Below are 24435 nucleotides of genomic sequence, written 5' to 3' on the forward strand. Positions count from 1 at the left end.
CGTGGCCGCGCTGCCGAACCCGGCGGCCAGCTGCGCGTAGCGGCACACCGCCAGCAGCTCGCCGACGCTCAGGGCGCCCGCGCCGAGCCGGATCCCGCCGACGGCCGTGGCCGCCACCGTCAGTAGCGGGACGAGGACACCGCCGGTGGCGAGCGCCCGCCCGTGCAGCACCCACATGCGCTCGCCCAGCGCACCGAGTTCGGTCAACGGCCGCAGTACGCGCTCGCGTTCGCGGTCGGACGTGCCGGCGGCGGCGATGGTCTCCGCGCCCTCCATGGCTTCCAGCAGGCGGCCCGCGATGTCCGACTGGACCCGCTGGTAGGCCCGCACCGACGAGCCCGTGTCGCGCGCGAAGACCCGCAGCACGAGGACCAGGGCGGGCAGTCCGGCCAGGACGCACCCGGCGACCCACACGTCGACGTAGGCCAGCGCGACGAGCGCGCCGGCCGGGGTGATCAGTGACGCGGCCAGCGCGGCCCGGGCCGCCGGGGCGCCGCCCGCGTCGGAGGCGTTGAGCGTCAGCCGCGTCCCGACGTCGCCCGCGGAGTACGGACGCGTCGCGTCGGGTACGGCGCGCAGCAGGCCGGTGAGGGCGCGGGAGCGGATCGACGCCGTCCAGCCGGCGGTGCACCGGCCGGTGAGCAGCGCGGTCAGGCCGTCGAGGAGGACCTCGCCGACGAGCAGCGCCACGCTCACCGCGAGCCAGGGCCCGGCGTCGCCGTCGTACAGCAGCAGGTCCAGTGCCCGGCCGAGGACCAGGGGCTGGGCGACCGCGGCGGCGGCCGCCGCCACCGAGCACACCAGCACCAGCAGCTCCGGCACACGGCCGGGGCCCGCGCGTTCGGGTCGTCGCCGGACCGGGGTCGTGTCCACCGGCCGCCCCTCCTCGTGGTCGGTGCCGCACACGGCGGCGACGGGACACGGCACCGGCGCCCCGGCGGTGAGGCCGGGACGCCGGTACCGGACCGTGCGGCCCGCCGCGGTCAACCGCGGCGGACCGCCTCGGACGTCAGTTACAGGTCGTGACGCTGAGGCTGCTGTCGCCGCAGAGCAGCAGGCTGGCGCGGCTGCCGGTCTCGACGTCCCCCATGGCCTCTTCCTTCGGGGTCTCCATCGACTGCAGGTCGAACAGGTTCATGTGCTCATCCCTTCGTACGGACAACGGGTGCTTTTTCACGGCCCCTCGTGGGACCGGCTCGTGGGCCGCGGCTCGGGCCGCGGCGGGGGGAGGAACGGCAGACCGGCGGACCGGTCGCCGTGCACGGACGCGAGGGCCAGCAGACAGCCGGCCGTCCCGGTGGACAGGTCCATCGACAGCCGCATCATCTGCTCGCCGGGGAAGGCGAGCCGGCCGCGGTAGGACATGGCGTGCCAGGTCAGCGCGTCGATCTGGCGCCGGACGGCCGCGGGACCCGTGCCCGGTCCGGGTGCCGTCGTCCGGCCGAGGTACAGCACCATGCCGGCCACGCCCCGGTAGAGCCCGGGCTGCGCGTAGAACATGGCCTGCGCCGCGCGCACGATCTCGGTGCGCGCCCGCTCGAACTCCTCGTCGGCGCGGTGCGCCAGGTAGTCGTCGAGGACCATGCCGATGCCCACGCTGCCGGCGCCCAGGTACGGCATGGTGCGCCAGCCCTCGTCCACCTGGAGGGCGCCGCCCGCGCCGCGGACGCAGCACGCGAGGTCCCGGCGCAGCGCGTCACCGGCGAGGTCCAGCAGGGCACTGTCCCCGGTGCGTTCGTACAGGCGCAGGAAGAGCAGGGCGCTGCCCGTCGCCCCGTGCAGCAGGCCGGCGCGCGGCCGGCGGCCCGGCGTGCCGTCCGGCGTCATGCCGCGCGCGCTCAGCTCGGCGCACCGCAGGGCGGCCGTGCGCAGGGCCGGGTCCCCGGTGAAGGCGGCCAGGGAGTCCAGCATCAGACCGATGCCGGCCGTGCCGCCGTGCAGGTCGGGGGAGAGCCCGTCGAGGGGATGCTCCAGGAGGATCGCGGTCAGGTCGAGCGCCCGGGGCCGGTGTCCCAGGCGGTCCAGTGTCCAGGCGGTTCCGGCGATGCCGTCGTGGAAGCCCAGCGGCATGCCCGACGGCGGCTCCTTCGTCCGCTCCAGCAGCCACTGCTCGCCGTCCTCGTCGCGTCCCGCGCCGCTCTCGGCGAGGGCGTACAGCACGCCGGCCGCTCCGTACCCGAAGGAGAGGCCCCCGCCCGCCGTGGCGAACTGGGCGACGTCGCCGGGGAACAGCCGGTCCTCGCGGGACGGGGTCGCCGAGGCGCGGACGGCCGCCGCCATCGAGTCCCGGCTGCGGGGCCAGTCGCCCGGGGCGACCGGGACGAAGCCGTCGCCGTCGCCGTCCTGCCGCGCCGACGGCGGGCGGGCCGGGGTGTCCGTGATCTCGGCGACCGCCGTGTCCAGGAAGGCCCGCGGGACGGGGAACTGCCGCGCGATCACGTCGGCGAGATGCGCCGCCTTGCGCCGGTCGAGGGCCAGCAGACTGGTCAGCGGCAGGAACAGGGCCAGCCGCAGACAGGCCAGGGCGTAGCGGTCCACGGCCGGGCCGCGCCGGCCGGGCGGTGCCACGAACCCGGGGTGCGCGACGGTCTGCCGGCCCGGCTCGTCGACGTGGTGCGCGGCCTCGAAGTCCAGCAGGGCGATCCGTCCGTCGTCGCGGACCATGATGTTGAACAGGTGCAGGTCGTTGAAGACCACGCCCCGCTCGTGCACCTGCGCGACGGCCCGCTCGACCTGGGCGTGGACGTCGAGCGCCCACTCCGTGTACTCCGCGAGCCGCGCCTCGTCCGGGTCGGCCTCGATGAGCGGATGGCGCCGGGCGAAGAAGGTGTTGAGCGGCTTGCCGTCGAGATGTTCGAGGACCAGGAAGTGGTGCTCCCCGACGGTGAACGCGTCCCGCACCTCGGGGGTGCAGTCCAGCCCTGCCAGCTGCTCCAGGGCACGCTGCTCACGCCCCAGCCGGGCCACCGCGTCCGCCCCGTCGGCCGCCAGACCGGCGTGCGGGCGGCCCTCCTTGAGGACCACGAGCTCCCCGGTGCGGTTGTCCCGCGCCCGGTAGACGCCGCCGCCGTTGGAGAAGTGGAGCGCCGACTCGACGCTGTAGGGGATGTCCGCCAGGGTCACCGTGGCCCGGGCCTCCAGGTGGGGCCGCAGGAACGCCGGCACGCTCACCCAGTCGGGCACCCGGAACACCGGGCCGCGCAGGTCCGGGACGAGCACCCCGTCGGGGTCCGCGACCGCCGGGCGCAGCTCGCCGTCCTCGTCGTAGCAGTTGCGGCGGGTGAAGCTGCCGTAGCGCACGTGCACGGGGCCGTCGCCGAGTCTGAGGTCGCTCAGGATGTGCGGCCCGGGCTCGCCGGCCAGCAGGTCGCCCAGCTCGCCCGCGAGGCGTTCGAAGCGCTCCTCGTCCGCCGGGTACACGGTGATGAACTTGCCGCTGCCCGCCCGGTCGGCGTACTTGGCGTTGCGCTGGTGGAGCAGATAGCGGCTCGGGACGAACTTGAACGCGACACCGTGGTCGAGGCAGTACCGCCGTACGCGCTCCAGGACGGATTCGGCGTTGTCCAGGCAGGCGGAGACGTGGATCTTCCAGCCCTGGTCCGGCAGTTCGGCGTCCAGCGGCCGCAGGGCGAGCCAGTCGCCGCTCTCGCCGCGCTGCCAGCCGGCCGGGACGGGCTCGGTGGCCGCCGCGTACCGGGTGCCGGCCGCGGCGGTGCCGGGGGCCGTGCGGTGCGGCGCGTCGTAGAAGTCCGGGTCTGCGTCGCAGTACACGGCGTAGCCCTTGTTCACGCCTTCTCCCTCCACCGGTCGATGCCGAGGAAGACGCTGTCACGCGCCGCCGTACCCGGGACAGTCACCGGTGTCACCACTCGAACATGCGGAACGCACAGGTAACTTGGGGGCGCCGGCGGCCGGGTGAGGCATGGCGGCGCCGCGGAGACGCCCCTCCGGCGGGGGCGGTTGTGCCGGGCCGCGCCGGGTACTCGCCGCGCATGAAGTGGCAACAGGTGCAGGACGGTCCGTCGGCGGTGTACGTGGTGGTGCTCGACCCCGGCGAGGACGCGGTCGCCGAGCTCACCGCCTTCGCCCGCGACCGCTCCCTCAAGGCGTCCCAGGTGACCGCCGTGGGCGCCTTCTCGGAGGCCGTCGTCGGCTGGTTCGACCGCGCGGCCAAGGACTACCGGCACATTCCCGTCGGCGAGCAGTGCGAGGTGCTGTCGCTGATCGGGGACATCGCCGTCGCCGACGACGGACCCACCCCGCACCTGCACGCCGTACTGGGCCTGTCCGACGGCTCCACCCGCGGCGGCCACCTGCTCTCGGGCAGGGTCTGGCCGACGCTGGAGGTCGTCGTCCGCGACAGCCCCGCCGAGCTGGCCAAGACCCACCGGCCGGAGATCGGCCTGGCCCTGATCGACCCGGGCTGAGCCCGGCCGCCGGTTTACCGGCACCCGTGCGGGCTACGCGGCCAAGAAGCACGCACCGACACCAGGGAGCCGCGACCATGACACAGCGCGTCCGAGACGTCATGTCACCCGCGACGGTGGCCGTCGAGCCCATGACCACGGTGACGCGGGCCGCCGTGCTGATGCGCGAGGAGAACGTCGGCGACGTCCTCGTGACCTACGACTGCGACCTGTTCGGCCTGCTCACCGACCGCGACATCGTGCTCCGCAGCGTCGCCGACGGCCGCGACTCGGACGACACCACGGTCGGCTCGGTGTGCACACCGCCGCCCGTCGTGACCCTCGCACCGGACGACTCCACCGAGCACGCGGTCGACCTGATGCGGCGCCACGCCGTCCGGCGGCTCCCGGTCGTCGAGCACGGCGGCGTCCCCGTCGGCGTGGTCAGCCTCGGCGACCTCGCCGGCACCGAGGACCCGCACTCCGCCCTGGCGGACATCAGCACGGCCGCCCCCGGCCACTGAGCGGGCCGGCAGACCCTGGGGGGACGGAGGAAACGACATGACTCCCCTGGCAGGAACCCCCACGGCCGGCGCCCGGGAGGACCGCCGGGCACCCGGCCGCACCGCACGCCTGCGCAGCCGCATCCCCGAACCCGACGAGGAACCCGACCTCCTCGGCCAGTACCTCGCCCAGATCGGCGCCACCCCGCTGCTGACCGCCGAGGACGAGGTACGGCTCGCCCGGCGCATGCAGGCCGGCGTCCGGGCCGCCGACGAGCTCGCGGCGGCCGACGCAGGCGAACCCGCCCCGGACCCCGGGCGGCGCCGCGCACTGGAGGAGACCGTCCACGACGGCCGGGCGGCCAAGGACCACATGGTCCGCGCCAACCTGCGGCTCGTCGTGTCGATGGCTAAGCGCCACGCCCACCGGGGCCTGCCCATGCTGGACGTCATCCAGGAGGGCAACCTCGGGCTGATCAGGGCCGTGGAGAAGTTCGACCACACCAAGGGCTTCAAGTTCTCCACGTACGCCACCTGGTGGATCCGCCAGGCCATCGAACGCGGCCTCGCGACCCACGCGCGCACCGTGCGGCTGCCCGTGCACGTCGTGGAGCAGTTGCAGAAGCTCGCCAAGGTGGAGCGCAAGCTCCGCGGCGCCCTCGACCGGGAACCGGCCGTCGAGGAGGTCGCCGCCGAGAGCGGCATCGACGAGGAGAAGGTCGTCTGGCTGCGCCGCGTCGGACGGGACGCCGTCAGCCTGGACACGCCGGTGGACGAGACGGGCGAGACCGTCGTCGGCGACCTCATCCCCGACACCGAGGTGCTGCGGGCCCCGGAGGTCGCCGAGTTCCGCGCGCTGGCGGAGGAGCTGCGGGAGGCCGTCGGCACGCTCGCGCCCCGCGAGGCTCTCATCCTCAGCCTGCGCTACGGCCTGCACGACGGCCGGCCCCGCACCCTCCAGCAGGTCGCCCAGCACGTGGGCCTGACCCGCGAGCGCGTCCGCCAGCTGGAGAAGGAGTCCCTGGCCCACCTGCGCGCCCCCGAGAACCGGGACCGCCTGCTGGACTGGGCGAGCTGAGCCCGCCGGTCAGCCGTCCCCGGGCAGCCGCAGCCGGGCGCCCTGCCGCAGCAGCTCCCGCTGCACCAGCCGGTACGGCAGCCCGCGCGGCCCGCGCCCGTGCCGCACGGTCAGCGCGGCGCCCACGCCGGCCGCCTGGCCGGTCGCCATGGCGATGGGCATGACCCGGTACGACGAGTGCGCCACGTGCGTCCCCGAGATGCAGCGCCCGGCCACCAGCAGCCGCTCGGTGTCCCGGGGGACCAGGCAGCGCAGCGGGATGTCGTAGAAGCTGCCCCGCGGCACCCGCTTCAGGACGGTCCCGGAGCCGCGCGGATTGTGGATGTCGACCGGGTAGGCGCCGTGCGCGACGACGTCCGGGAAGGTGCGCGCCGCCAGGATGTCGTGGCCGGTGAGCTGGTAGTCGCCGAGGACGCGCCGGGTCTCCCGCACCCCGATGTGGGTGCCGCTCTGCACCACGTACGCCTCCTCGAACCCGGGCACGCGGGTGCGCAGGAAGCGGTCGATCTGGGCGAGCTGGCGCCGCGCGGTGTACTCGGCGCGGGTCAGGTCCCACACGTCGGTGCCGAGCACCCGGTTGACCCGGGTGCTGTTGACGGCGACCTCGCGCGGGTGCGGGGTCGCGAAGAAGAGGATGTCCTCGCGCGGCAGCCTCAGTTCCCCGGCCGCCCTGGCCTCCTCGATCAGGTCCCACAGGCCGTGCACGCCCCGCCACTGGTCGGGATGCTCCCGCACGTAGTCGGCGAAGTCGGGCCGCGCGAAGTCGGCGACGCGGAACATCAGCGTCATCGGCTGCACCAGCCCGTCCTCGGGCCGCCCGATCTCGTACGGCGCCCCGCAGGCGGTCGCGACGTCCCCGTCCCCCGTGGCGTCCACGACCACCCCGGCGTCGATCACCACCGGCCCCGACTTGGTCTCGAACACCACCCGCCAGCCGGAACCGTCCTCCAGCGGCAGCGCACCCGAGGCGAAGGAGTGGAACAGCATCCGCACCCCCGACTCGTCCATCATCTCCAGCAGGGCCAGTTTGAACAGCTCCGGGTCGAAGGGGACCGTGTACCCGGTCTTCGGGGACGGCGGAAGACAGCCGCCGCGCCCCATGAGCCGGTCGAGGAGCTGCCACAGCACGCCCGCGACCACCGGCTCGCCCTCGCCGTGGTCGGTGGGCAGCAGCCGCGAGGTGTCCCCGGCCTCGGTGAACGCGGCCTGCTTGTGCTCGTTGTGGAACGACATCAGCGGCATCACCAGCGCCACCGTCGCGTTGCCGCCGAGGAACCCGTACCGCTCGACCAGCACCACGTCGGCCCCGGCGTCGGCCGCGCCGACCGCCGCGGCGAACCCGGCGGGGCCCCCGCCCACCACCAGGACGTCGCACCGGCCGCCGTGCCGGGCGGACCGCGGCGGCAGGGTGACCGTGCGGGGCTCGCGGGGCTCTTCCAGGACCGGCATCGCTCTCCCCGGGGTCAGGCGTGCAGCGGGCGCGGCTCGGACACGTACGCCCCGGGCCCCGCCGCCTCCGCCACCTTGCCGCCGCCGATCTCGTCGAGCAGCGAGCCGCAGCGCACACAGGTCTCCCGGGCCGCCGCGGACAGCTCCCGTATCCGCCCCAGCAGGTCCTCGCGGCGCTGCGGATACTCGTCCCACAGCCGGTCCACCTCCGCGAGCAGCAGCCCCGCCTGCTCCCGGGCCACGCCGACCAGGGCCGGTGCGCCGAGCCGGCGCGCGAAGTCGAAGACCTTGCCGGAGTACGGCAGCGGCAGCACCGGCACCCCGGTGAGCGCCGCGAAGATCACGAAGTGCAGCCGCATGCCGACGGCCAGGTCCAGATGGCGCATGAAGCCGAGGATCTGCCCCGGGCTGTAGTCGCCGTGCAGGATCCGTCCCATGTCCGGGGCGGTCATGTGGGACAGCACGGCGTGCGCGTGCCGTACGTCGTGCCGCTCCATCGGCAGGAACACCACGTGCGCGTCCAGCCGGCGCACCAGGAAGTCCGCGACGTCGGCGAGCAGCGCGTGGTAGTCGCCCTCGTCCAGCTTCTCGGCCGCCCGGCCCGGCTCCCGCACCGACATCCCGACCAGCCGGGCGTCCGTGCGGATGCCCTCGTCGCGCATCATCGCCTCGGTGAACGGCTCCGGGCGCAGCAGCAGTGCCGGGTCGGCGGTGACGGTGACCTCGCGTTCCAGGCCGACCTCCTCCAGGACGAGCCGGGACTCCTCGTCCCGCACGACCACGTCGTCCATGTCGGCCAGCACCGTGCGCACCGCGTCCCGGTCCTCGGCGTCCGTCAGCGGCCCCGCGCCCACGGCGTAGGCGAAGGTGGGCACGCCCCGGGTCTGCGCGGCGCGCACGAGCCGCAGATAGCGGCGGGCCTCGCCGTCGTAGAGGATGCCGCCGCCGCCGAGCACCAGCAGGTCCAGGCCGGGCAGCACGTCGAGGACGTGGTTGCGGCTGACGCCCTCCCAGGGGACCACCTCGTCGGCGTCCGGGTGATGACTACGGGTGTGCTCGGCGTTCCGGCTGAGCACCACGAGGTGAGCGTCGGGCCGGTGTGCGCGCAGACAGGCCAGTACGCAGGTCAGGATCGCCTCGTCGCCGATGTTGAACCCTCCGTACGACCCGAGCACGCCGATGCGCGGGCCGGGCCGGGCGGAGTGCGGATGAGAGGGGGCTGTGGTCATCCGGGGGCTCCCGTCCCGTCGGAGTCGGCCGGGCCGCGGGCCTGGCATGCGGACGGTCGTCGCCCGCGTGCCGTGCCGGGTTGCCTGCCGTACGCCCCGGAAACACCCTCTTCGTCCCGTCCTGCCCGGACTTGCGCCGGAGGGTGTCCGGCCCCTCAGATCACGGCGTCCGCGCGCAGTGCCGCGATCTCGCCGGGGGAGCGGCCGAGCCCCGCGAGGATCGCGTCGGTGTGCTCGCCGACCGCGGGCACGGCGTCCATGCGTGCGGGCAGCCCCGCGAGGTCGGCCGGCGGCAGCAGCGCCCGTACGGTGGCACCGCCTGGCACCGGCACCCGGCGCCAGCGGTCGCGGGCCTCGAGGACCGGGTGGTCGAGGAACGTGGCGATGTCGTTGACCCCGGCGCAGGCGATGCCGATGTCCCGCAGGTCCTTGAGGACGGCGTCGCTGTCCGAGCGGGCGATCCGTTCGGCGACGACGGCGTCCAGCTCGTCCCGGTGGGCGACGCGGTCGGAGCCGGTGGCGAACCGGGGATCAGCGGACAGCTCCGGCCGCCCGAGGAAGTCGGCGCACAGGGCGGCCCACTCCCGCTCGTTCTGCACGGAGAACAGCACCTCCTTGCCGTCGCCGGCGCGGTAGGCGCCGTACGGCGCGATGGTGGCGTGCCGGGTGCCCAGCCGCGGGGGCTGGCTGCCGCCGTACTCGGTGTAGTAGGCGGGCTGGCCCATCCACTCCGCCAGGGCCTCGAACAGGGAGACCTCCACCGGGTGGGCCCGGCCGGTGGTGGCGCGGGTGTACAGGGCGGTGAGGACGCCGCTGTACGCGTACATCCCGGCGGCGATGTCGGCGACGGAGATGCCGGTGCGCGCGGTCTCCTCGGGGGTGCCGGTGAGCGAGACCAGCCCGGTCTGGCACTGGACCAGCAGGTCGTAGGCCTTCCGGTCGGCCCAGGGGCCGCTGGTGCCGTAGCCGGAGACGGTGCACGGGATGAGCCGGGGGAAGCGCTCGGCGAGGGCCGCGGCGTCCAGGCCCAGGCGGCCGGCGGCGCCGGGGGCGAGGTTCTGCACGAAGACGTCGGCGTCGGCGAGGAGCCGGAGCAGGATCTCGCGGCCCCTCGGGTCCTTGAGGTCGAGGGTGAGCGACTCCTTGGACCGGTTCAGCCAGACGAAGTAGCTGGAGTGGCCGTGCACGGTCGTGTCGTAGCGGCGGGCGAAGTCACCGTCGCCCGGCCGCTCCACCTTGATCACCCGGGCGCCGAGGTCGGCGAGCTGCCGGGTGGCGTAGGGCGCGGCCACGGCCTGCTCCAGGCTGACCACCGTGACCCCGGTCAGGGGAAGCCGCTGCACGCTCATGTCTCCTGCCGCCGGACCGGGCACCTCCGGGGGGTGGTCCCGGCGGGCCTTGTGCGCTGATTTCTACGGCCCCCGTCCGGCGGCTGTCAACGGCGACCGGCGCCGACGCGGACGCCCCCACCTGTGTCTTCGCCGGCCAGGTCGTGAGGAGCCGCGCGTCCCGGCAGCGGGCGCGGCGGCCCGGCACACGGCAGGACCGGGGCTCGGTGAGCTCCGGTCCTGTGCGCGGGTGCGGTGCCGGTCAGGCGGCGGCGCCGTCCGCGTAGCCGTGCAGACGGGCGACGACCTCGGTGAGCTGCGCGGCGACCTCGGTGTCGTCGGCCGGGTGGGTCTCGGCGAAGCGGGTGACGGAGCCCGGGATGGACAGCTTGATGTCCTCGATCACCTTGCCGCCGGCGATGCCCACGGCCTTGCGGGTGTCGTCCTGCGCCCACACGCCGCCGTACTGGCCGAAGGCGGTGCCGATCACGGCGACGGGCTTGCCGTTGAAGGCGCCGGCGCCGAAGGGGCGGGACAGCCAGTCGATGGCGTTCTTCAGCACGGCCGGCATGGTGCCGTTGTACTCCGGCGAGAAGAACAGGAAGGCGTCGGCGGCCTGAGCGGCCTCACGCAGCTTGACCGCGGCGGCCGGGACGCCGCCCTCGACGTCGATGTCCTCGTTGTAGAAGGGGACCTCGGCCAGTCCCTCGAAGAACTCCACCTCGGCGCCCTCGGGCGCGAACCTGACGGCCGCCTCGGCGAGCTGGCGGTTGTGCGAACCGGCGCGAAGGCTTCCGACGAGGGCAAGGATGCGGACAGACATGAGTACTCCCACTGCTGGTGGTGCTGGGAACGGCCGGTGCCGGGGCACCGCCGGAGCGATCCGGACCGAGGTCCGTTTAATTTCTAACATCCTAAGCGGACCACGGTCCAGTTCTGTTCCCGATGCTTTACGCTGTTTTCATGTCCGCCGCCCTGCCGCCCGTTCCGAAGCCCCAGGAGACCGACGGTCCGCCCGGGTTGCTCCAGCTCGGCACGGAAACCGACGCGGACGAGCCCTGCCTGCGGGCCGACGCCGCCCGTAACCGGGCCCGGCTGCTGGAGGCCGCCGCACGGCTCGTCGCCGAGCACGGCGCGGCCGGCCTCACCATGGAGGCGGTGGCCGCGGCGGCCTCGGTGGGCAAGGGCACGGTCTTCCGCCGCTTCGGCGACCGCACGGGCCTGCTGACGGCGCTGCTCGACCACTCCGAGAAGAAGTTCCAGGCCGCCCTCCTCGGCGGGCCGCCGCCCCTCGGGCCCGGTGCGCCGGCCGTGGAGCGGCTGCGGGCCTTCGGCTGCGCGATGCTGCGCCGCAGCGTCGACGAACTGGCCCTGCAACTGGCCGCCGAGCCGAGCCCGGACCGCCGCTACACCGTCGCCCCGCGCCGCTTCCTGCGCGGTCACGTGGCCCTGCTGCTGCGCCAGGCCGCCCCGGACGCGGACAGCGAACTGCTCTCCCACACCCTGATGGCCCACCTCGACCCGGCCCTCGTCCACCACCTCACCGAACAGTGCGGGATGCCGGTGGCACGCCTGGAGGCGGGCTGGCTGGACCTGGTGGCACGGGTGACCCGCACGTAAGGGAGACGCGCCGCCCGTCGGGGGCCTGCCCGGTGGGGGCCGCGGTTTCGTCCGGTCCGGACGATCGTCCCCCGCTCGCGGGCGGCCTCCGGGGCTCTGCCAAGATGCCGTACGTCATGGTGCAGATACCGAAAACGCCCGCCCCCGCGTCCCTGGCACCGCGCTCCGTCCCCACGAGCGCCGATGTGGCCCGCCTGGCCGGCGTCTCGCGCGCGACCGTCTCCTACGTCCTCAACAACACCGGCGCCGTGCGCATCAGCGAGGCCACCCGCCGCCGCGTCCACGAGGCCGCCCGGGAACTCGGCTACGTCCCCCACGCGGCGGCCCGTTCCCTGCGCGCCGGACACAGCCGCATGGTCCTGATGCCCGCCCCGGCCTTCCCCGTCGGCCCGCTCTACAGCCGGTTCCTCACCGAACTCCAGTGGGCACTCGGCCGGCTCGACTACACCGTCGTGCAGTACGGCACCGCCGGCCCGCACGACGACGACGCGGCCCGCGCCTGGGCCGAGCTGCGCCCGGTCGCCGTCCTGGTGCCCGGCTCGGGCCTCGGCCCGCGCGGCGTGGAACTGCTGAAACGCTCAGGCGCCCGCGCCGTCGTCACCCTCGCGCCCGAGGCCGTCGAGGGCGCGCACGCCCTGCTCATGGACCACGAGGCCGTGGGCCACCGCGCCGGACGCCACCTCTGCGACCGCGGCCGCCGCCGGATCGGCGTGGTCGTCCCCGCGGAAAGCGGCCTGGAAGTCTTCTCGGCACCCCGTCTGCGAGGGGTGCGCCGCGCCGCCGAGGGCACCGACGCCACCGTCACCGAACTGCCGCTCGCCCACGACGAACGGGACGCCGCCCGGCTGGCCGCCCGCTGGCCCTCCCTCGGCCTCGACGCCGTGTTCGCGTACAACGACGAGTACGCGATGCTGCTGATGCGCGCCATGCAGGACGCCGGCCTGGACATCCCCCGGGACGCGGCCGTGATCGGCGCCGACGACCTCATGCTCGGCCGCCTGCTGCGGCCCCGGCTCAGCACCGTCCACCTCGAACTGCCGTCCGGCCGCGACCTGGCCGCGCTGGTCGACCGCGCGGTCCACGACCCCGGCGCCGCGCCCGAGCTGCACTCGGTGCTCGGCGCGAGGGTGGTGCACCGCGAGTCCAGCTGAGCCGCCCGGCCCCTACTGGCCGTCCTGCCCGGCCTCGCCGCCCTGCTGGGCCTGCTGCTCGGCGACCGCCTTGCGGACCTCGTCCATGTCCAGCTTGCGGGCCTGCCCGATGACGTCCGTCAGCGCGGCCTCCGGCAGCGCACCCGGCTGCGCGAACACGGCCACCTGGTCCCGGACGATCATCAGCGTCGGGATCGACTGGATGCCGAAGGCCTGCGCGAGCTCCGGCTGCGCCTCGGTGTCCACCTTGCCGAACACCAGGTCGGGATTCTCGTCGGCCGCCTTCTCGTAGACCGGGGCGAACTGACGGCACGGCCCGCACCAGGACGCCCAGAAGTCGATCAGGACGAACTCGTTGTCCGTGACCATCTGGTCGAAGTTCTCCTTGGTGAGCTCCACGGTGCTGCTCATGACGTGATCCCTCTTCCTGGTGTCGGCGAACGAACCGTCGGCACAAACGCGGCCGATGAGACGGCTATTCCGCGCACGTACCCATGTGGCCCCGCCGCACACCACCCACCAGACTGGCCCCATGACGGAAACGGAATCCATCGCGTACGACGTCGTGGTGATCGGCGCGGGCCCCGTGGGCGAGAACGTCGCCGACCGCACCCGGGCGGCGGGACTGTCCACCGCGATCGTGGAGAGCGAGCTGGTCGGCGGCGAGTGCTCCTACTGGGCGTGCATGCCCAGCAAGGCCCTGCTGCGCCCGGTCATCGCCCAGGCGGACGCCCGCCGCACCCCGGGACTGAGCCAGGCTGTACGGGGCCCGCTCGACACCGCCGCGGTCCTCGCCCACCGCGACGACTTCACCTCGCACTGGAAGGACGACGGCCAGGTCCAGTGGGTCGAGGGCATCGGCGCCGACCTGTACCGCGGACAGGGCCGCCTCACCGGGCCGCGCACGGTGGAGGTGACCGGCCCCGACGGCACCCGCCGCGTCCTGACCGCCCGGCACGCCGTCGCCGTCTGCACCGGCACCCGGGCCGCCCTGCCGGACCTGCCGGGCCTCGCCGACGTACGGCCCTGGACCAGCCGCGAGGCGACCAGCGCCCAGAGCGCGCCGGGACGGCTGATCGTGGTCGGCGGCGGAGTCGTCGCCGTCGAGATGGCCACCGCCTGGCAGGCCCTCGGCTCCCGGGTCACCCTCCTCGTCCGCGGCGAGGGCCTGCTCGCCCGTATGGAGCCGTTCGCCGGCGAACTCGTCGCCGAGGCGCTCACCGAGGCCGGCGCCGACATCCGCACCGGCACCTCCGTCGAGTCCGTCACCCGCGAGAACGGCACCGTCGTCGCCGTCACCGGCACCGGCGAGCGCTTCGAGGCCGACGAGATCCTCTTCGCCACCGGTCGCGCACCGCGCACCGACGACATCGGCCTGGAGACCGTGGGCCTCCGGCCCGGCTCCTGGCTCCCCGTCGACGACAGCCTCCGCGTCGACGGCCACGACTGGCTGTACGCCGTCGGCGACGTCAACCACCGCGCGCTGCTCACCCACCAGGGCAAGTACCAGGCCCGGATCGCGGGCGCCGCCATCGCCGCGCGCGCCTCCGGCGAGTCGGGTGGGTCCGGTGAGGCCGCCCTGGAGTCCGGTCCGTGGGGCGCGCACGCCGCGACAGCCGACCACGAGGCCGTACCGCAGGTGGTGTTCACCGACCCGGAGGCCGCCGCCGTCGGCCTCTCCCTGGCCGAGGCCGAGGAGGCCGGCCACCGGGTCCGCGCCGTCGACGTCGACCTGTCGACGGTGGCCGGTGCGAGCCTGTACCGCGACGGCTACACGGGCCGTGCCCGCATGGTCGTCGACCTGGAGGACGAGATCGTCCGCGGCGTCACCTTCGTCGGCCCCGGCGTCGGCGAGCTGATCCACTCCGCGACGGTCGCCGTCGCCGGCCAGGTGCCGGTCGGCCGGCTGTGGCACGCGGTGCCGTCCTACCCGACGATCAGCGAGGTGTGGCTGCGCCTGCTGGAGGCGTACCGGGACAACTGACGGGCGGGGGCGGGGTGTTCGTGCCTCTGACGCGGCGTCAGGGAAGGTCGAACCCGAGGGCCTCCGCGGCCCGTTCCGGCGTCGGCTGGGCCCACAGCTCGGCCATCGCCTCGCCGGACGCAAGGGACCGCAGCTCGGCCCGGTCCAGGTACAGGGTGCCGTCGAGGTGGTCGGTCTCGTGCTGCACGATCCGGGCCGGCCAGCCCGCGAACACCTCGTCCACCGCACGCCCGCGCTCGTCCCGCGCGATCAGCCGCACCTCGGCGTGCCGGGCCACCACCGCCTGCCAGCCGGGCACGCTCAGGCAGCCCTCGTAGAAGGCGGCGCGGCTCGTGCCGACGGGCTCGTAGCGCGGATTGACCAGCACCCGGAAGGGCTGCGGCACCCGTCCGCGCGCGACGCGCACCTCGTCCGGCACCGGCGCCGGGTCCTCGATCACCGCGATCCTCAGCCCCACCCCGACCTGCGGCGCGGCCAGGCCGACGCCCGGCGCCGCGTGCATGGTGACGCGCAGCGCCTCGACGAACCGGGTCAGCAGCGCGGGCTCCAGCTGCCCGTCGAAGGGCTCGGCGGCCCGCCGCAGCACCGGGTCGCCGGCCGCGACGATCGGCAACGGGCCGTCGGCGGCGAGCAGTTCCTCGACCCGCTCGGCAAGAGACGCGTGCTCACTCGGGGCTCCCATCGCGCCAGCATGACACGGTGCCCGGCCCCCTGGCGGGGAACCGGGCACCGCGGGGCTCACCGGCGGGAGCCGGCGCTCACGCACTCTCCGCGAAGTCACCGGCGAAGTCGCCCGTGAAGGCGGCGGCGATCCGCAGGTGCGAGTCCGCCTCCTCCTGACGCCCCTGCCGTTCGAGGGTGCGGCCCAGCATCAGCCGGGCGTAGTGCTCCACAGGGTCGCGCTCGACGACGACCCGCAGCTCGGCCTCGGCGCGCCGCAGCTGGGCCGAGTGGTAGTAGGCGCGGGCCAGCAGCAGCCGCGGTCCGGTCTGCTCGGGCACCTCCTCGACCAGCCCGCCGAGCACGCGCGCGGCGGCGGCGTAGTCCTTGGCGTCGAAGAACATCCGCGCGCGCTCCCAGCGCTCCGCCGGTGTTCCGTGGTCGTAGTACGTCGTGTCCACTCGTGACCTCCTTCTGCGCACTCTCCAACCACCCTCATTGGTTGAAAATTCCACCACCCTCTCCCGAGGGTGAAGGGGCCGGCGGCGGGCTGACGGGGCGGGCGGTGCGGGGCTAGGTTGGGCGGCATGAGCAATCTTGATCGCCAGGCGGTTCCCTCCGTGTGCGGCGGCCGCGGCTTCGTGGTGGCGGAGCCGGTGCGGGAGCTTCTCAGCCCCCGCCAGGTCAAGCTCGGCGAGTCCACCGAGGTCCGCCGCCTGCTGCCCAACCTGGGCCGGCGCATGGTCGGCGCCTGGTGCTTCATCGACCACTACGGCCCCGACGACATCGCCGACGAGCCCGGCATGCAGGTGCCGCCGCATCCGCACATGGGCCTCCAGACGGTGAGCTGGCTCCACGAGGGCGAGGTGCTGCACCGCGACTCCACCGGCAGCCTCCAGACCATCCGCCCGCGCCAGCTGGGCCTGATGACGTCCGGCCGCGCGATCAGCCACTCCGAGGAGAGCCCGCGCTCCCACGCCCGCTGGCTGCACGGCGCCCAGCTGTGGGTGGCCCTCCCCGACACCCACCGCCACACCGACCCGCACTTCGAGTTCCACGCCGAGCTGCCGCACGTCACGGCCCCCGGCCTGACGGCCACGCTGCTCCTCGGCGAACTCGACGGCGCGGCCTCGCCGGGAACGACGTACACCCCTCTCGTCGGCGCCGACCTGACCCTCGCCGAGGGCGCGGACGTACGCCTGCCGCTGGAGCCGGACTTCGAGTACGCGGTCCTCGCCATGTCCGGAGAGGCCCATGTCGACGGCGTGCCCCTGGTGCCGGGCTCGATGCTCTACCTCGGCTGCGGCCGCCGCGAACTCCCGCTGCGAGCCGACTCGGACGCGGGCCTGATGCTCCTGGGCGGCGAGCCGTTCGAGGAGGAACTGATCATGTTCTGGAACTGGATCGGCCGCTCCCAGGACGAGATCGAACAGGCCCGCCGGGACTGGACGGACGGCACCCGCTTCGGCGAGGTGAAGGGCTACGACGGGGCTCCGCTCCCCGCCCCCGTACTACCGCCGGTGCCGCTGAAGCCGCGGGGGAGGGTCCGCTGACCCGCGGGAATGGCCGATGGGCTGGTGGCGGCCAGTCGGCTGACCGTCCTCCGTCGTCCCTCATGGGTACCCGGCATGTCACCACAGCCTGTGCCTCCAGGGCCTTGCTCGGCCGGGCGGTGGTGCACAGCCGGCCGACGCGCCACGACCGGTGTCAACAGGCGTGAGCGGCACTGAGCTTCTCGACGTGGACCCGCGTCCGGAAGCGGTGGAGGACGCCGGCGTCGAAGTCGCCGGCCACGGGGCACGGCACCGCCGCCGCGGAGAGGGCCACCGCCTCCCGCAGCAGCGCCTCCCAGGGCCGTCCGCCGGCCAGCCCCGCGGCGAGCGCGGCGACGCAGGCGTCACCGGCACCGGTCGGGTTCCCCGACAGCCGCTCCGGTGGGACGGCACGCCAGTGCCCGGCCCGGGTGACCGCGAGCAGACCGTCGGGGCCGCGGGAGGTGACGACCGCCCGGGCGCCGTGCCCGCGCAGCTCGGCCGCGGCCCGGGCCACGTCCGTGCGGCCGGTCACCTCGACGAGCTCGTCGGCGTTGGGCTTGACGATCGTGGGGCCCGCGCTGAGGGCGTCGAGCAGGGCGGGGCCGCTGGTGTCGAGTACCGTCGCCGCGCCTGCCGCGTGGGACGTCCGGATCAGCTCCGCGTACGCGTCCGACGGCAGCCCGGGCGGCAGGCTGCCGGAGAGCACGACGACCTGGGCGTCGCGGACCAGGCGGGGGAAGCGGTCCGCGAAGTCGTCCCATTCGGTGGGACTCACCTGCACACCGGGCTCGTTGAAGACCGTCGCGTCGCCGTCCCGCCGGGACACCACCGTGACCGTGCGGCGGGAGTCGCCGTCCACCGGCACCAGCGCGTCCCGCAGCCCGGCCGCGCGCAGGTCGTCGCGGATGACGCGCCCCGTCGGTCCGCCGGCGAAGCCGGTGACGAGCGTGGGGTGCCCGAGCGCGGCCAGTACCCGGGCGACGTTGACGCCCTTGCCGCCGGCGCGTTTGCGCAGGACCTTGGTGACACGGTGAGAACCGTGGGGGACCAGGGCCTCGACCTCGTAGGTGACGTCGAGAGCGGCGTTGAGAGTGACGGTGACGATCACAGTGTCGAACTCCTCGTGGGGTCGCTGATCCGCTCCGGCCGGCCGGCCGCCCGTTCCCAGGCCGCGAGCCCCGCGCCGAGGCACCCGGCCCGGTCCCCGAGGGCGGCGCGGACGACGGCGGGCCGTCGCTGGTAGGTGAGGCGCGCGGCCAACGCGTCCCGCAGGGGCGCCAGCAGCAGCTCACCCGCCTCGGAGAGTCCGCCGCCGACGACGACGGTGTCCGGCGCGAACAGGGTGGTTGTCGTGGCGAACGCCGCGGCGAGCGCGTCGACCGCCCGGTCCCAGACCGCACGCGCCCGGGGATCGCCCGCCCGCAACAGGGCGGCGACTTCCGGCCGCACCGTCGACGGGACGGCCGGACAGCTCCGTGTAGACGGTGGCGATCGCCGACGCCGACGCCACCGTCTCCAGGCAGCCGCGTGCACCGCAGGCACACGGCCGCCCGCCGGGCTCGACCTCCATGTGGCCGATCTCGCCCGCGTACCCTCCGCCGCGGACGAGCCGCCCCTCGGACAGGACGGCTGCCGAGATCCCCGTCCCGACGGGCACGAACAGCACGTCCTGTGCCCCGCGCGCCGCACCGAGGCACTGCTCGGCCATACCGCCGGCGCGCACGTCGTGCCCGAGGACCACGGGCAGGCCCGTCTCCCGCGCGAACACCTCGGCCAACGGCAGGTCGCGCCAGCCGAGGTTGGCCGAGTAGACCGCGCGCTGACGCTCCTCGTCGACGATGCCGGGCACCACCACGCCCGCCCCGCGCACGTCGAGGCGCCGAACGGCAGCCTCCGCGAGCAGACCGCGCAGCGCGGCCGTGATCTCGCGGACCACCTCCTGCGGGCCCGACCGGCGCGGGGTCGGCCGGCGCACCGTCAGCACCGGCCGCGTGTCCCGGTCGAGCAGGGCCCCCTTCATGCCGGTGCCGCCGACGTCCAGGGCGATGACGCAGTCCGTGGTCATGCGCGGAAGCCTTCTTTCGACATGCGAGGGGCCTGTGTGCAAGAAGTTGATTGATACTAGCGCGTTTCCTGCACAATAAAGCAGTCGTGGCGGATTGGGGCCTCCTCAGCCCGCCGTCCAGCGCTGTAGTGCCGAACCGCTGTCGGGCTGCTGCGTGACGAGGGCACCGTCGGTGGTGGAGGCGGTGGTGAGCACCAGTCCGCTCTTCTGGGAAGCGACCGTGTAGGCGCCGGCCACCGGTGTGAGCACCCACCGCTGGTTTCCGCCCCCATTGCAGGTCCACTGGATCACCCGGGCGCCGGCCGAGGTCGAGCCGCCGCTGACGTCCAGGCACAGGTGCGACTGGCCGTTGACGATCTCGTAGGAGCCGTCCGGCTGCCGGGTGAAGACCCAGTCCTGGTTGCCGCCGCCGTTGGGCGACCAGGTCACCAGCTGGATGCCGGGGTTCGTGGAGTGGTCCGGGACGTCCAGCGCCTTGCCGCTCGCGGTCAGGGTGCGGGTCCCGTCGAGGGCCGCGCCGCCGACCGGCGTCAGGGTCAGGGTCTGTTCGGCGGCGGTGCGTGCCCCGCCGACGGAGCTGCCCGAGGCGTCGGTCCAGGATCGCGCGGGCGTGGTCTCGGCGAGCCGGCCGGACGCGGAGGACAGGCCGATCACCAGGCCGCTGTAGCGGTTGACCAGGCGGTAGGAGCCCTTGGACGTGGTGCTGGGGACGATCCACCACTGCTGACCGACGGTGGGCCCGCCCGTGCCCGCGGCGGTGACGGTGGGCTTGGCGCCCCAGGCGCGTCCGCTCGTGGTGGCGGAGTCGACGCCCAGCAGCCGGCCGGTGGCGCCGTTGGTGATCCGGTAGGAGCCGTCGCCGTTGGGGGCGAAGGACCACGATTCGAGGGCGGTCCCGGTGGCCGAGGCCAGCGACGTGGTGGCGGTGCTGCCGGACACCTGGGCGAGGACACGGCCGCCCGCGCCGGCGATCCGGTAGGACTTGGTGACGTCCACGGGTGGCGCGGCCGGTGCGGAGGAGTCCACGGTGATGTTCACGTACTCGCCGGAGGAGCCGTTCGAGCAGCCGAAGGAGCAGTAGGAGCGGAAGCTCTTGCCGAGGATCGAGGAACTGGTCCTGTTCGCGCCGTCGAGGAACCACCGGTACCAGGAGGCGGTGCGGTAGGAGCCGGTGTCGCCGATCGGCCGCCACTTCTGTGTGCCGAGGTCGTCGGTGGCGTAGAGCTGCTGCGGCGCGTTGCCGGACTGGTCGACCGCCTGGGGCTCGCCGATGTACAGGCCCAGGTAGGCGTTGTAGGCGACGTCCATGACGAACAGGGGCGAGGTCGGGGGCATGGTGCCGGCGGAGACCTGCTGGCTCACCGTGCCCGCGTTCGACGGGTCGTACTCGCCGGAGGCGGGGGTGTAGCCGGTCGTGCCGGAGGAGCCGACCGGGACCATGTTGCTTTCCCTGCCGCCCACGCCGGGCTGCGACCAGGCGCCGTCGTACCACTTCTGCCAGGAGCCGGGTGCCATCTTCCCGGAGATCGGCGCGCGGGCCACGTGCTGGTGGAACGCCTTCCAGCCGCCGCCCTTCTCGACCACCCGCGAGCCGTAGTAGACGTAGAAGTAGCCGGAAGCGACGTCGACGAACAGGCGCTGGTCGCCGTCGCCGTAGTAGTAGGTCTGCTCGGGGAAGGCGGCGGAGTCGCCGCGCTTGGTGCTGTAGGGGGACGTGATGACGTGCCCCTTGATGGACCACGTCCGTCCCTGGTCGGTGGAGACGGCGTAGTCGATCGCGTCGTAGTGGACGCCGTCGCCGAAGGGCTGGGGCGTGAACTCGTTGTGGATCAGGCCGTACCAGTCGCCCGTGTCGGGGTCGACCCACACTCCTGCCAAGTCGCAGTAGTTCCTCTGGGAGTAGCCGGAGCCGCTCGGCGCGTAGGTCGACTCGCGGCCGGTGGGGCTGTTGTTGCAGCGCCAGGTCGTGTCGTCGTTGCGGTCCTGGGAGTTGGCGGGGTTCACCGCGTTGCTGAGCGTGCTGGAGAAGGTGGCGGTGTCGAAGTCGCGGCCCGTGTAGAAGTCCCACTTGCGCGGGTCGTTCGTGCCGTACAGCGCGGCGGACTGCTGGTAGTAGAAGGTGCCGTTCTTGTCGGTGAACGGGGCAGCGGGGGTGTCCGTCGGATGGGTCCAGGAACCCTTCGCGCCGACGGTCACCGTGTAGTCGGCCGCGGCTGAGGCGAGGGCCGCGTCGGGGGCGGGCGCGGCGTGCGTCGGAAGGTTCCCGAGCAGGGCCAGGGCCGCGGTGGCGGCGAGGGCGGTGAGGGGGACGCGGGGACGTGGCACAGATGCTCCTAGTGCTTCTCGGTGGAGCCGGGGTGCCCCTCACCCCGTGCAGGGGGTGAGGGGGAGGGGCGCCGGGGACGGGGAAGCCTGCCGCTCGGGGAGGAGACGGCTCTACGTGACGTCGTTGCCCGCGCGGGGCGACCGCGTGGCGGGGACGTGGGGGATGGCGATACGTGGGCCCGTGGGGGACCGACCGGTGAAGTGAGGGAGACAGTAGACCAATGGCATCGATAACACCAGACATCCGGGGCGTCTCATGTGCGGGCGTCATCGGCGGGCATCGATGCCATGGCCCGGCGCACGGCGGGCGGGCGGGCCCTCCATGGAGACCTCGGGGAACGACGGAAGGCGGCCGGGCGGCCCCCTTCACGGGAATCGCCCGGCCGCCTTCCGCGGTGTCCGGGGCCTGCCTATGTGCCGTTCGTCCTGGCCGGCGCGGTGCTGCCGCGCACGACGAGGGCCGGCTCCACGGACGCCGGTTCGGCGGGAGCGCCCGGGTCCTTGAGGTGGCGCAGGAGATGGGCCATGGCGAGGCCGCCCATCTGCTCGAACGGCTGGGCCACCGTCGTCAGCGACGGTGAGCAGTACTCGGCCAGGGCGATGTCGTCGACACCGACCACGGAGATCTCCTCGGGCACCCGCCGGCCCAGCTCGTGCAGGGCCCGGATCACTCCGAACGCCATCTCGTCGCTCGCCACGAACACCGCGGTGACGTCCGGGATCCGGCCGAGGATCAGGCCGTTGCGGTAACCGGAGGCGGGCGACCAGTCGCCCTCCAGCTCGGGAGGGACCGTCCTGCCCGCCTCCTCCAGCGTGTCGCGCCAGCCCCGGGTGCGGCTGGACGCGTCGAGCCACTGGCTGGGCCCCGCCACGTGCCAGACCGTCTCGTGCCCCAGTTCCAGCAGGTGACGGGTGGCCAGGCGCGCGGCCAGCGACTGGTCGACGGCCACCACCTCGGTCGCCGAGGTGCGCGACCCGTCGATGGTGACGGTCGGCGTCGAGCTGGTGAGCTGCTCGATCCGCTTGCTCGCGTGGGCCAGCGGCACCGCCAGGATGATTCCCTCGACGCCCTGGTCCGCGAGCCGCGACAGGGCGGTCTCGATGGCGGAGGTGTCGAGGGAGGCGGTGGTGGCGGTGGAGACCGAGTAGCCGACCTGCCGCGCCGCGCTCTCGATGCCGTACAGGACGGCCGTGCGCGAGTAGAAGTTGGTCTGGAGCATGACGACGCCGACGGTGCGGCTGCGGCCGGAGGACAGCATCCGCGCGGCGTTGTTCCTGCGGTAGCCGAGCTGGTCGACGGCGGCCAGGACCTTCGCCCGGGTCTTCTCCTGCACGTTGGGGTGGCCTGCGAGGGTCCGGGACACGGTCTGCGGGGAGACCCCCGCGAGCCGCGCCACGTCGGTCATGCCCGGGGGTCGTGCGGTGCTGCCGTCTGTGTTCTCGCTCTTCATGCTCCCCTCCCTGTTCGCGCCTGATGATAACGCCCTCATCACATACCAACCAGCAAGTGTGTGCACGACACACCGCTGGCAGACCGCTATTGGCATCGATAACATCCTGTGCCATAGTTCCGGCACATCAGCGCGAGCCCGCCACGGGCCGCCGGGCGGGCCGGACGGCCGCTCTCCCCACCTCCCCCTCTGCGCGAATGTCTGCGAATCTCTGCGAAGGAGAAGCCGTGAAGAAGCTCCCCGTGCGGTCGGCAGCCGTGGCCGGTGCGGTCACCCTCGGACTCCTGCTCGCCGGCTGCTCCGGCTCCGGCTCGGACACCGAGTCCGGCGGCAAGGTGTCGATGACGTTCTGGGGCTGGGCCCCCGGGTACGCCGACGCCGTCAAGGAGTTCAACCGCACCCACCCCGACGTCCAGGTCACCTACCAGCAGGTCCAGCCCGGAGCCAAGGGCGGCTACCAGAAGACGCTCAACGCCGTCCAGGCCGGCAACGCGCCCTGTCTGGCCCAGCTCGGCTACGAGACACTGCCGAGCTTCGCCGCCCAGGGCGCCCTCCAGGACGTCGCCGAGTACGCGGAGTCCGGCAAGGGCGACTTCTTCGACGCGGCCTGGAAGTCCGTCTCCGTGGCCGACGCCGTCTACGGCATCCCCGTCGACAGCGGCCCGATGGCCCTGTTCTACAACAAGAAGGTCTTCGACTCGCTCGGCCTGAAGCCGCCGGCCACCTGGGACGCGTACACGGCCGCCGCGGAGAAGATCCACGCCGCCGACCCGCACAAGTACATCTCCTCCCCGTACCTGGACTACGACTACGCGGGCCTGGCCTGGCAGGCCGACGCGAACTGGTTCGGCGTCGACGGCGACTCCTGGAAGGTCACCCTGGCCTCCGAGCAGAACCGCAAGGTCGCCGACTACTGGCAGGGCCTCGTCGGCAAGGGCGTCATCAGCAGCGCCCCGATGTACGACCAGGCCTGGTACAAGGGCCTCGGCGACGGCAGCATCGCCACCGTCGTCGGCGCCGTCTGGCAGGCCGGCGTCATCAAGGGCGGCGCCAAGGACGGCGCGGGCCAGTGGGCCGTGGCCCCGATGCCGCAGTGGAGCGCCGACGACGACCGGACCGGCAACGCCGGCGGCTCGGCCACCGCCGTCCTCAAGGGCTGCGAGACACCCGAGGCGGCCACCGAGTTCGCCCACTGGCTGAGCACCGACCCCACCGCCTACGGCATCCTCGTGGACAAGGCCGGCCTGTACCCGGCCGCCAAGAAGCTGACCGGCCTGTCGCAACTGACCGCGGCTGACCCGTACTTCGGCGGGCAGAAGATCTACGACGTCTTCGCCGACGCGGCCCCGAAGGTCAACGCCGACTGGACCTGGGGCCCGGTCATGACCAAGACCTCCGCCGACCTCAACGACGGCCTCGGCAAGGCGTGGGCGGGCTCCGGCACCCTCACCGGAGCGCTGCGCACCACCCAGGACAAGACGGTGGCCGAGCTGAAGCGCCAGGGCCTCTCGGTCTCCCCGTGACCGCCCGGCCGGCGCCGCCGGACCACGACACGGCCCCAGCCGCCTTCCCGCACCGCACGACCACCTTCCCGCCGCCGCAGGAAAGAAAGTGCCCCTCATGACCAACCTCGCCATGGCGGAGGACACCG

22 protein-coding genes and 1 pseudogene are annotated in these 24435 nt (G+C 73.8%); 8 read left to right on the plus strand and 15 right to left on the minus strand.

Annotated elements, in window-relative coordinates:
- From GTW67_RS26195 to lanKC, 3 genes are all read right to left on the minus strand, one after another.
- Positions 1-873, minus strand: an 873-nt coding sequence (locus GTW67_RS26195; RefSeq protein ID WP_161167250.1) for an ABC transporter transmembrane domain-containing protein, incomplete at its 3' end; no start/stop codon positions are given.
- Positions 874-1009: 136 nt separating this feature from the next.
- Positions 1010-1138 (minus strand): mycelium formation morphogenetic lantipeptide SapB, encoded by a 129-nt coding sequence (ramS, locus tag GTW67_RS26200; protein ID WP_006130296.1) that lies wholly within the window; start codon positions 1136-1138, stop codon positions 1010-1012.
- 35 nt (positions 1139-1173) lie between these two features.
- Positions 1174-3789, minus strand: a complete 2616-nt coding sequence (lanKC, locus tag GTW67_RS26205; RefSeq protein WP_161167251.1) for a class III lanthionine synthetase LanKC — start codon at positions 3787-3789, stop codon at positions 1174-1176.
- A gap of 203 nt (positions 3790-3992) precedes the next feature.
- On the opposite strand from lanKC, the gene GTW67_RS26210 reads away from it, so the two are divergent.
- From GTW67_RS26210 to GTW67_RS26220, 3 genes are all read left to right on the plus strand, one after another.
- Positions 3993-4427, plus strand: coding sequence for a PPC domain-containing DNA-binding protein (locus GTW67_RS26210; RefSeq protein ID WP_161167252.1), 435 nt, complete (start codon positions 3993-3995; stop codon positions 4425-4427).
- Between the two features lie 77 nt (positions 4428-4504).
- Positions 4505-4930 (plus strand): CBS domain-containing protein, encoded by a 426-nt coding sequence (locus GTW67_RS26215; protein WP_161167253.1) that lies wholly within the window; start codon positions 4505-4507, stop codon positions 4928-4930.
- A 37-nt stretch (positions 4931-4967) separates the two neighbouring features.
- Complete coding sequence (locus GTW67_RS26220; protein WP_161167254.1) at positions 4968-5987, plus strand: sigma-70 family RNA polymerase sigma factor; 1020 nt, start codon at positions 4968-4970, stop codon at positions 5985-5987.
- A 9-nt stretch (positions 5988-5996) separates the two neighbouring features.
- Here GTW67_RS26220 and GTW67_RS26225 read toward each other — a convergent pair whose 3' ends face one another.
- The 4 genes from GTW67_RS26225 to GTW67_RS26240 form a co-directional block, all read right to left on the minus strand.
- Positions 5997-7436 (minus strand): FAD-dependent oxidoreductase, encoded by a 1440-nt coding sequence (locus GTW67_RS26225; protein WP_161167255.1) that lies wholly within the window; start codon positions 7434-7436, stop codon positions 5997-5999.
- 14 nt (positions 7437-7450) lie between these two features.
- The gene (locus GTW67_RS26230; RefSeq protein ID WP_161167256.1) at positions 7451-8665 is read right to left on the minus strand and encodes a polysaccharide pyruvyl transferase family protein; all 1215 of its coding nucleotides are present in this window, start codon (positions 8663-8665) and stop codon (positions 7451-7453) included.
- Between the two features lie 155 nt (positions 8666-8820).
- Complete coding sequence (locus GTW67_RS26235) at positions 8821-10014, minus strand: CaiB/BaiF CoA transferase family protein (RefSeq protein ID WP_161167257.1); 1194 nt, start codon at positions 10012-10014, stop codon at positions 8821-8823.
- A gap of 241 nt (positions 10015-10255) precedes the next feature.
- Positions 10256-10816 carry an NAD(P)H-dependent oxidoreductase gene (locus GTW67_RS26240; protein ID WP_161167258.1) on the minus strand — a complete coding sequence of 187 codons (561 nt, stop codon included), beginning with the start codon at positions 10814-10816 and terminating at the stop codon, positions 10256-10258.
- A gap of 140 nt (positions 10817-10956) precedes the next feature.
- Between GTW67_RS26240 and GTW67_RS26245 the strand changes: the two genes are divergently transcribed.
- Together GTW67_RS26245 and GTW67_RS26250 are read left to right on the plus strand one after the other, a co-directional pair.
- Positions 10957-11613, plus strand: coding sequence for a TetR/AcrR family transcriptional regulator (locus tag GTW67_RS26245; protein WP_161167259.1), 657 nt, complete (start codon positions 10957-10959; stop codon positions 11611-11613).
- A gap of 116 nt (positions 11614-11729) precedes the next feature.
- A complete protein-coding gene (locus GTW67_RS26250) occupies positions 11730-12764 on the plus strand; it encodes a LacI family DNA-binding transcriptional regulator (RefSeq protein WP_524539822.1) in 1035 nt (344 codons plus the stop codon).
- Positions 12765-12776: 12 nt separating this feature from the next.
- Here the strand turns inward: GTW67_RS26250 and trxA are convergent, their stop codons facing one another.
- Positions 12777-13175: a thioredoxin gene (gene trxA / locus GTW67_RS26255; RefSeq protein WP_161167261.1), complete on the minus strand. Its 399-nt coding sequence runs from the start codon at positions 13173-13175 to the stop codon at positions 12777-12779.
- A 121-nt stretch (positions 13176-13296) separates the two neighbouring features.
- Here trxA and GTW67_RS26260 point away from each other — a divergent pair, with 121 nt between their 5' ends.
- A complete protein-coding gene (locus GTW67_RS26260; RefSeq protein WP_161167262.1) occupies positions 13297-14748 on the plus strand; it encodes a dihydrolipoyl dehydrogenase family protein in 1452 nt (483 codons plus the stop codon).
- A gap of 37 nt (positions 14749-14785) precedes the next feature.
- Here GTW67_RS26260 and GTW67_RS26265 read toward each other — a convergent pair whose 3' ends face one another.
- Both GTW67_RS26265 and GTW67_RS26270 read right to left on the minus strand, forming a co-directional pair.
- Positions 14786-15430: a peptide deformylase gene (locus tag GTW67_RS26265; RefSeq protein WP_161167263.1), complete on the minus strand. Its 645-nt coding sequence runs from the start codon at positions 15428-15430 to the stop codon at positions 14786-14788.
- Between the two features lie 76 nt (positions 15431-15506).
- A complete protein-coding gene (locus GTW67_RS26270) occupies positions 15507-15869 on the minus strand; it encodes a tetratricopeptide repeat protein (RefSeq protein WP_161167264.1) in 363 nt (120 codons plus the stop codon).
- A 126-nt stretch (positions 15870-15995) separates the two neighbouring features.
- Here GTW67_RS26270 and GTW67_RS26275 point away from each other — a divergent pair, with 126 nt between their 5' ends.
- The gene (locus tag GTW67_RS26275; protein WP_161167265.1) at positions 15996-16961 is read left to right on the plus strand and encodes a pirin family protein; all 966 of its coding nucleotides are present in this window, start codon (positions 15996-15998) and stop codon (positions 16959-16961) included.
- Positions 16962-17115: 154 nt separating this feature from the next.
- Here the strand turns inward: GTW67_RS26275 and GTW67_RS26280 are convergent, their stop codons facing one another.
- The 5 genes and pseudogenes from GTW67_RS26280 to GTW67_RS26295 form a co-directional block, all read right to left on the minus strand.
- A complete protein-coding gene (locus GTW67_RS26280) occupies positions 17116-18051 on the minus strand; it encodes a hexose kinase (protein ID WP_161167266.1) in 936 nt (311 codons plus the stop codon).
- The gene (locus tag GTW67_RS38385; protein WP_346010745.1) at positions 18048-18485 is read right to left on the minus strand and encodes an ROK family protein; all 438 of its coding nucleotides are present in this window, start codon (positions 18483-18485) and stop codon (positions 18048-18050) included. Before GTW67_RS38385 ends, GTW67_RS26280 begins: the two co-directional genes overlap by 4 nt.
- Positions 18475-19008, minus strand: a pseudogene (locus GTW67_RS38390) (ROK family protein); the annotation flags it as partial. The gene GTW67_RS38385 and the pseudogene GTW67_RS38390, both read right to left, overlap by 11 nt.
- 105 nt (positions 19009-19113) lie before the next feature.
- Entirely contained in the window at positions 19114-21333 is a 2220-nt protein-coding gene (locus tag GTW67_RS26290) for an RICIN domain-containing protein (protein ID WP_524539823.1), read from the minus strand.
- Between the two features lie 410 nt (positions 21334-21743).
- Positions 21744-22784 (minus strand): LacI family DNA-binding transcriptional regulator, encoded by a 1041-nt coding sequence (locus GTW67_RS26295; protein WP_161167267.1) that lies wholly within the window; start codon positions 22782-22784, stop codon positions 21744-21746.
- A gap of 227 nt (positions 22785-23011) precedes the next feature.
- Between GTW67_RS26295 and GTW67_RS26300 the strand changes: the two genes are divergently transcribed.
- A complete protein-coding gene (locus GTW67_RS26300) occupies positions 23012-24307 on the plus strand; it encodes an ABC transporter substrate-binding protein (RefSeq protein WP_346010746.1) in 1296 nt (431 codons plus the stop codon).
- The last annotated feature ends 128 nt before the right edge of the window (positions 24308-24435 follow it).

It is taken from the genome of Streptomyces sp. SID5910, assembly GCF_009862125.1.
In the GTDB taxonomy this organism is placed as follows: domain Bacteria; phylum Actinomycetota; class Actinomycetes; order Streptomycetales; family Streptomycetaceae; genus Streptomyces.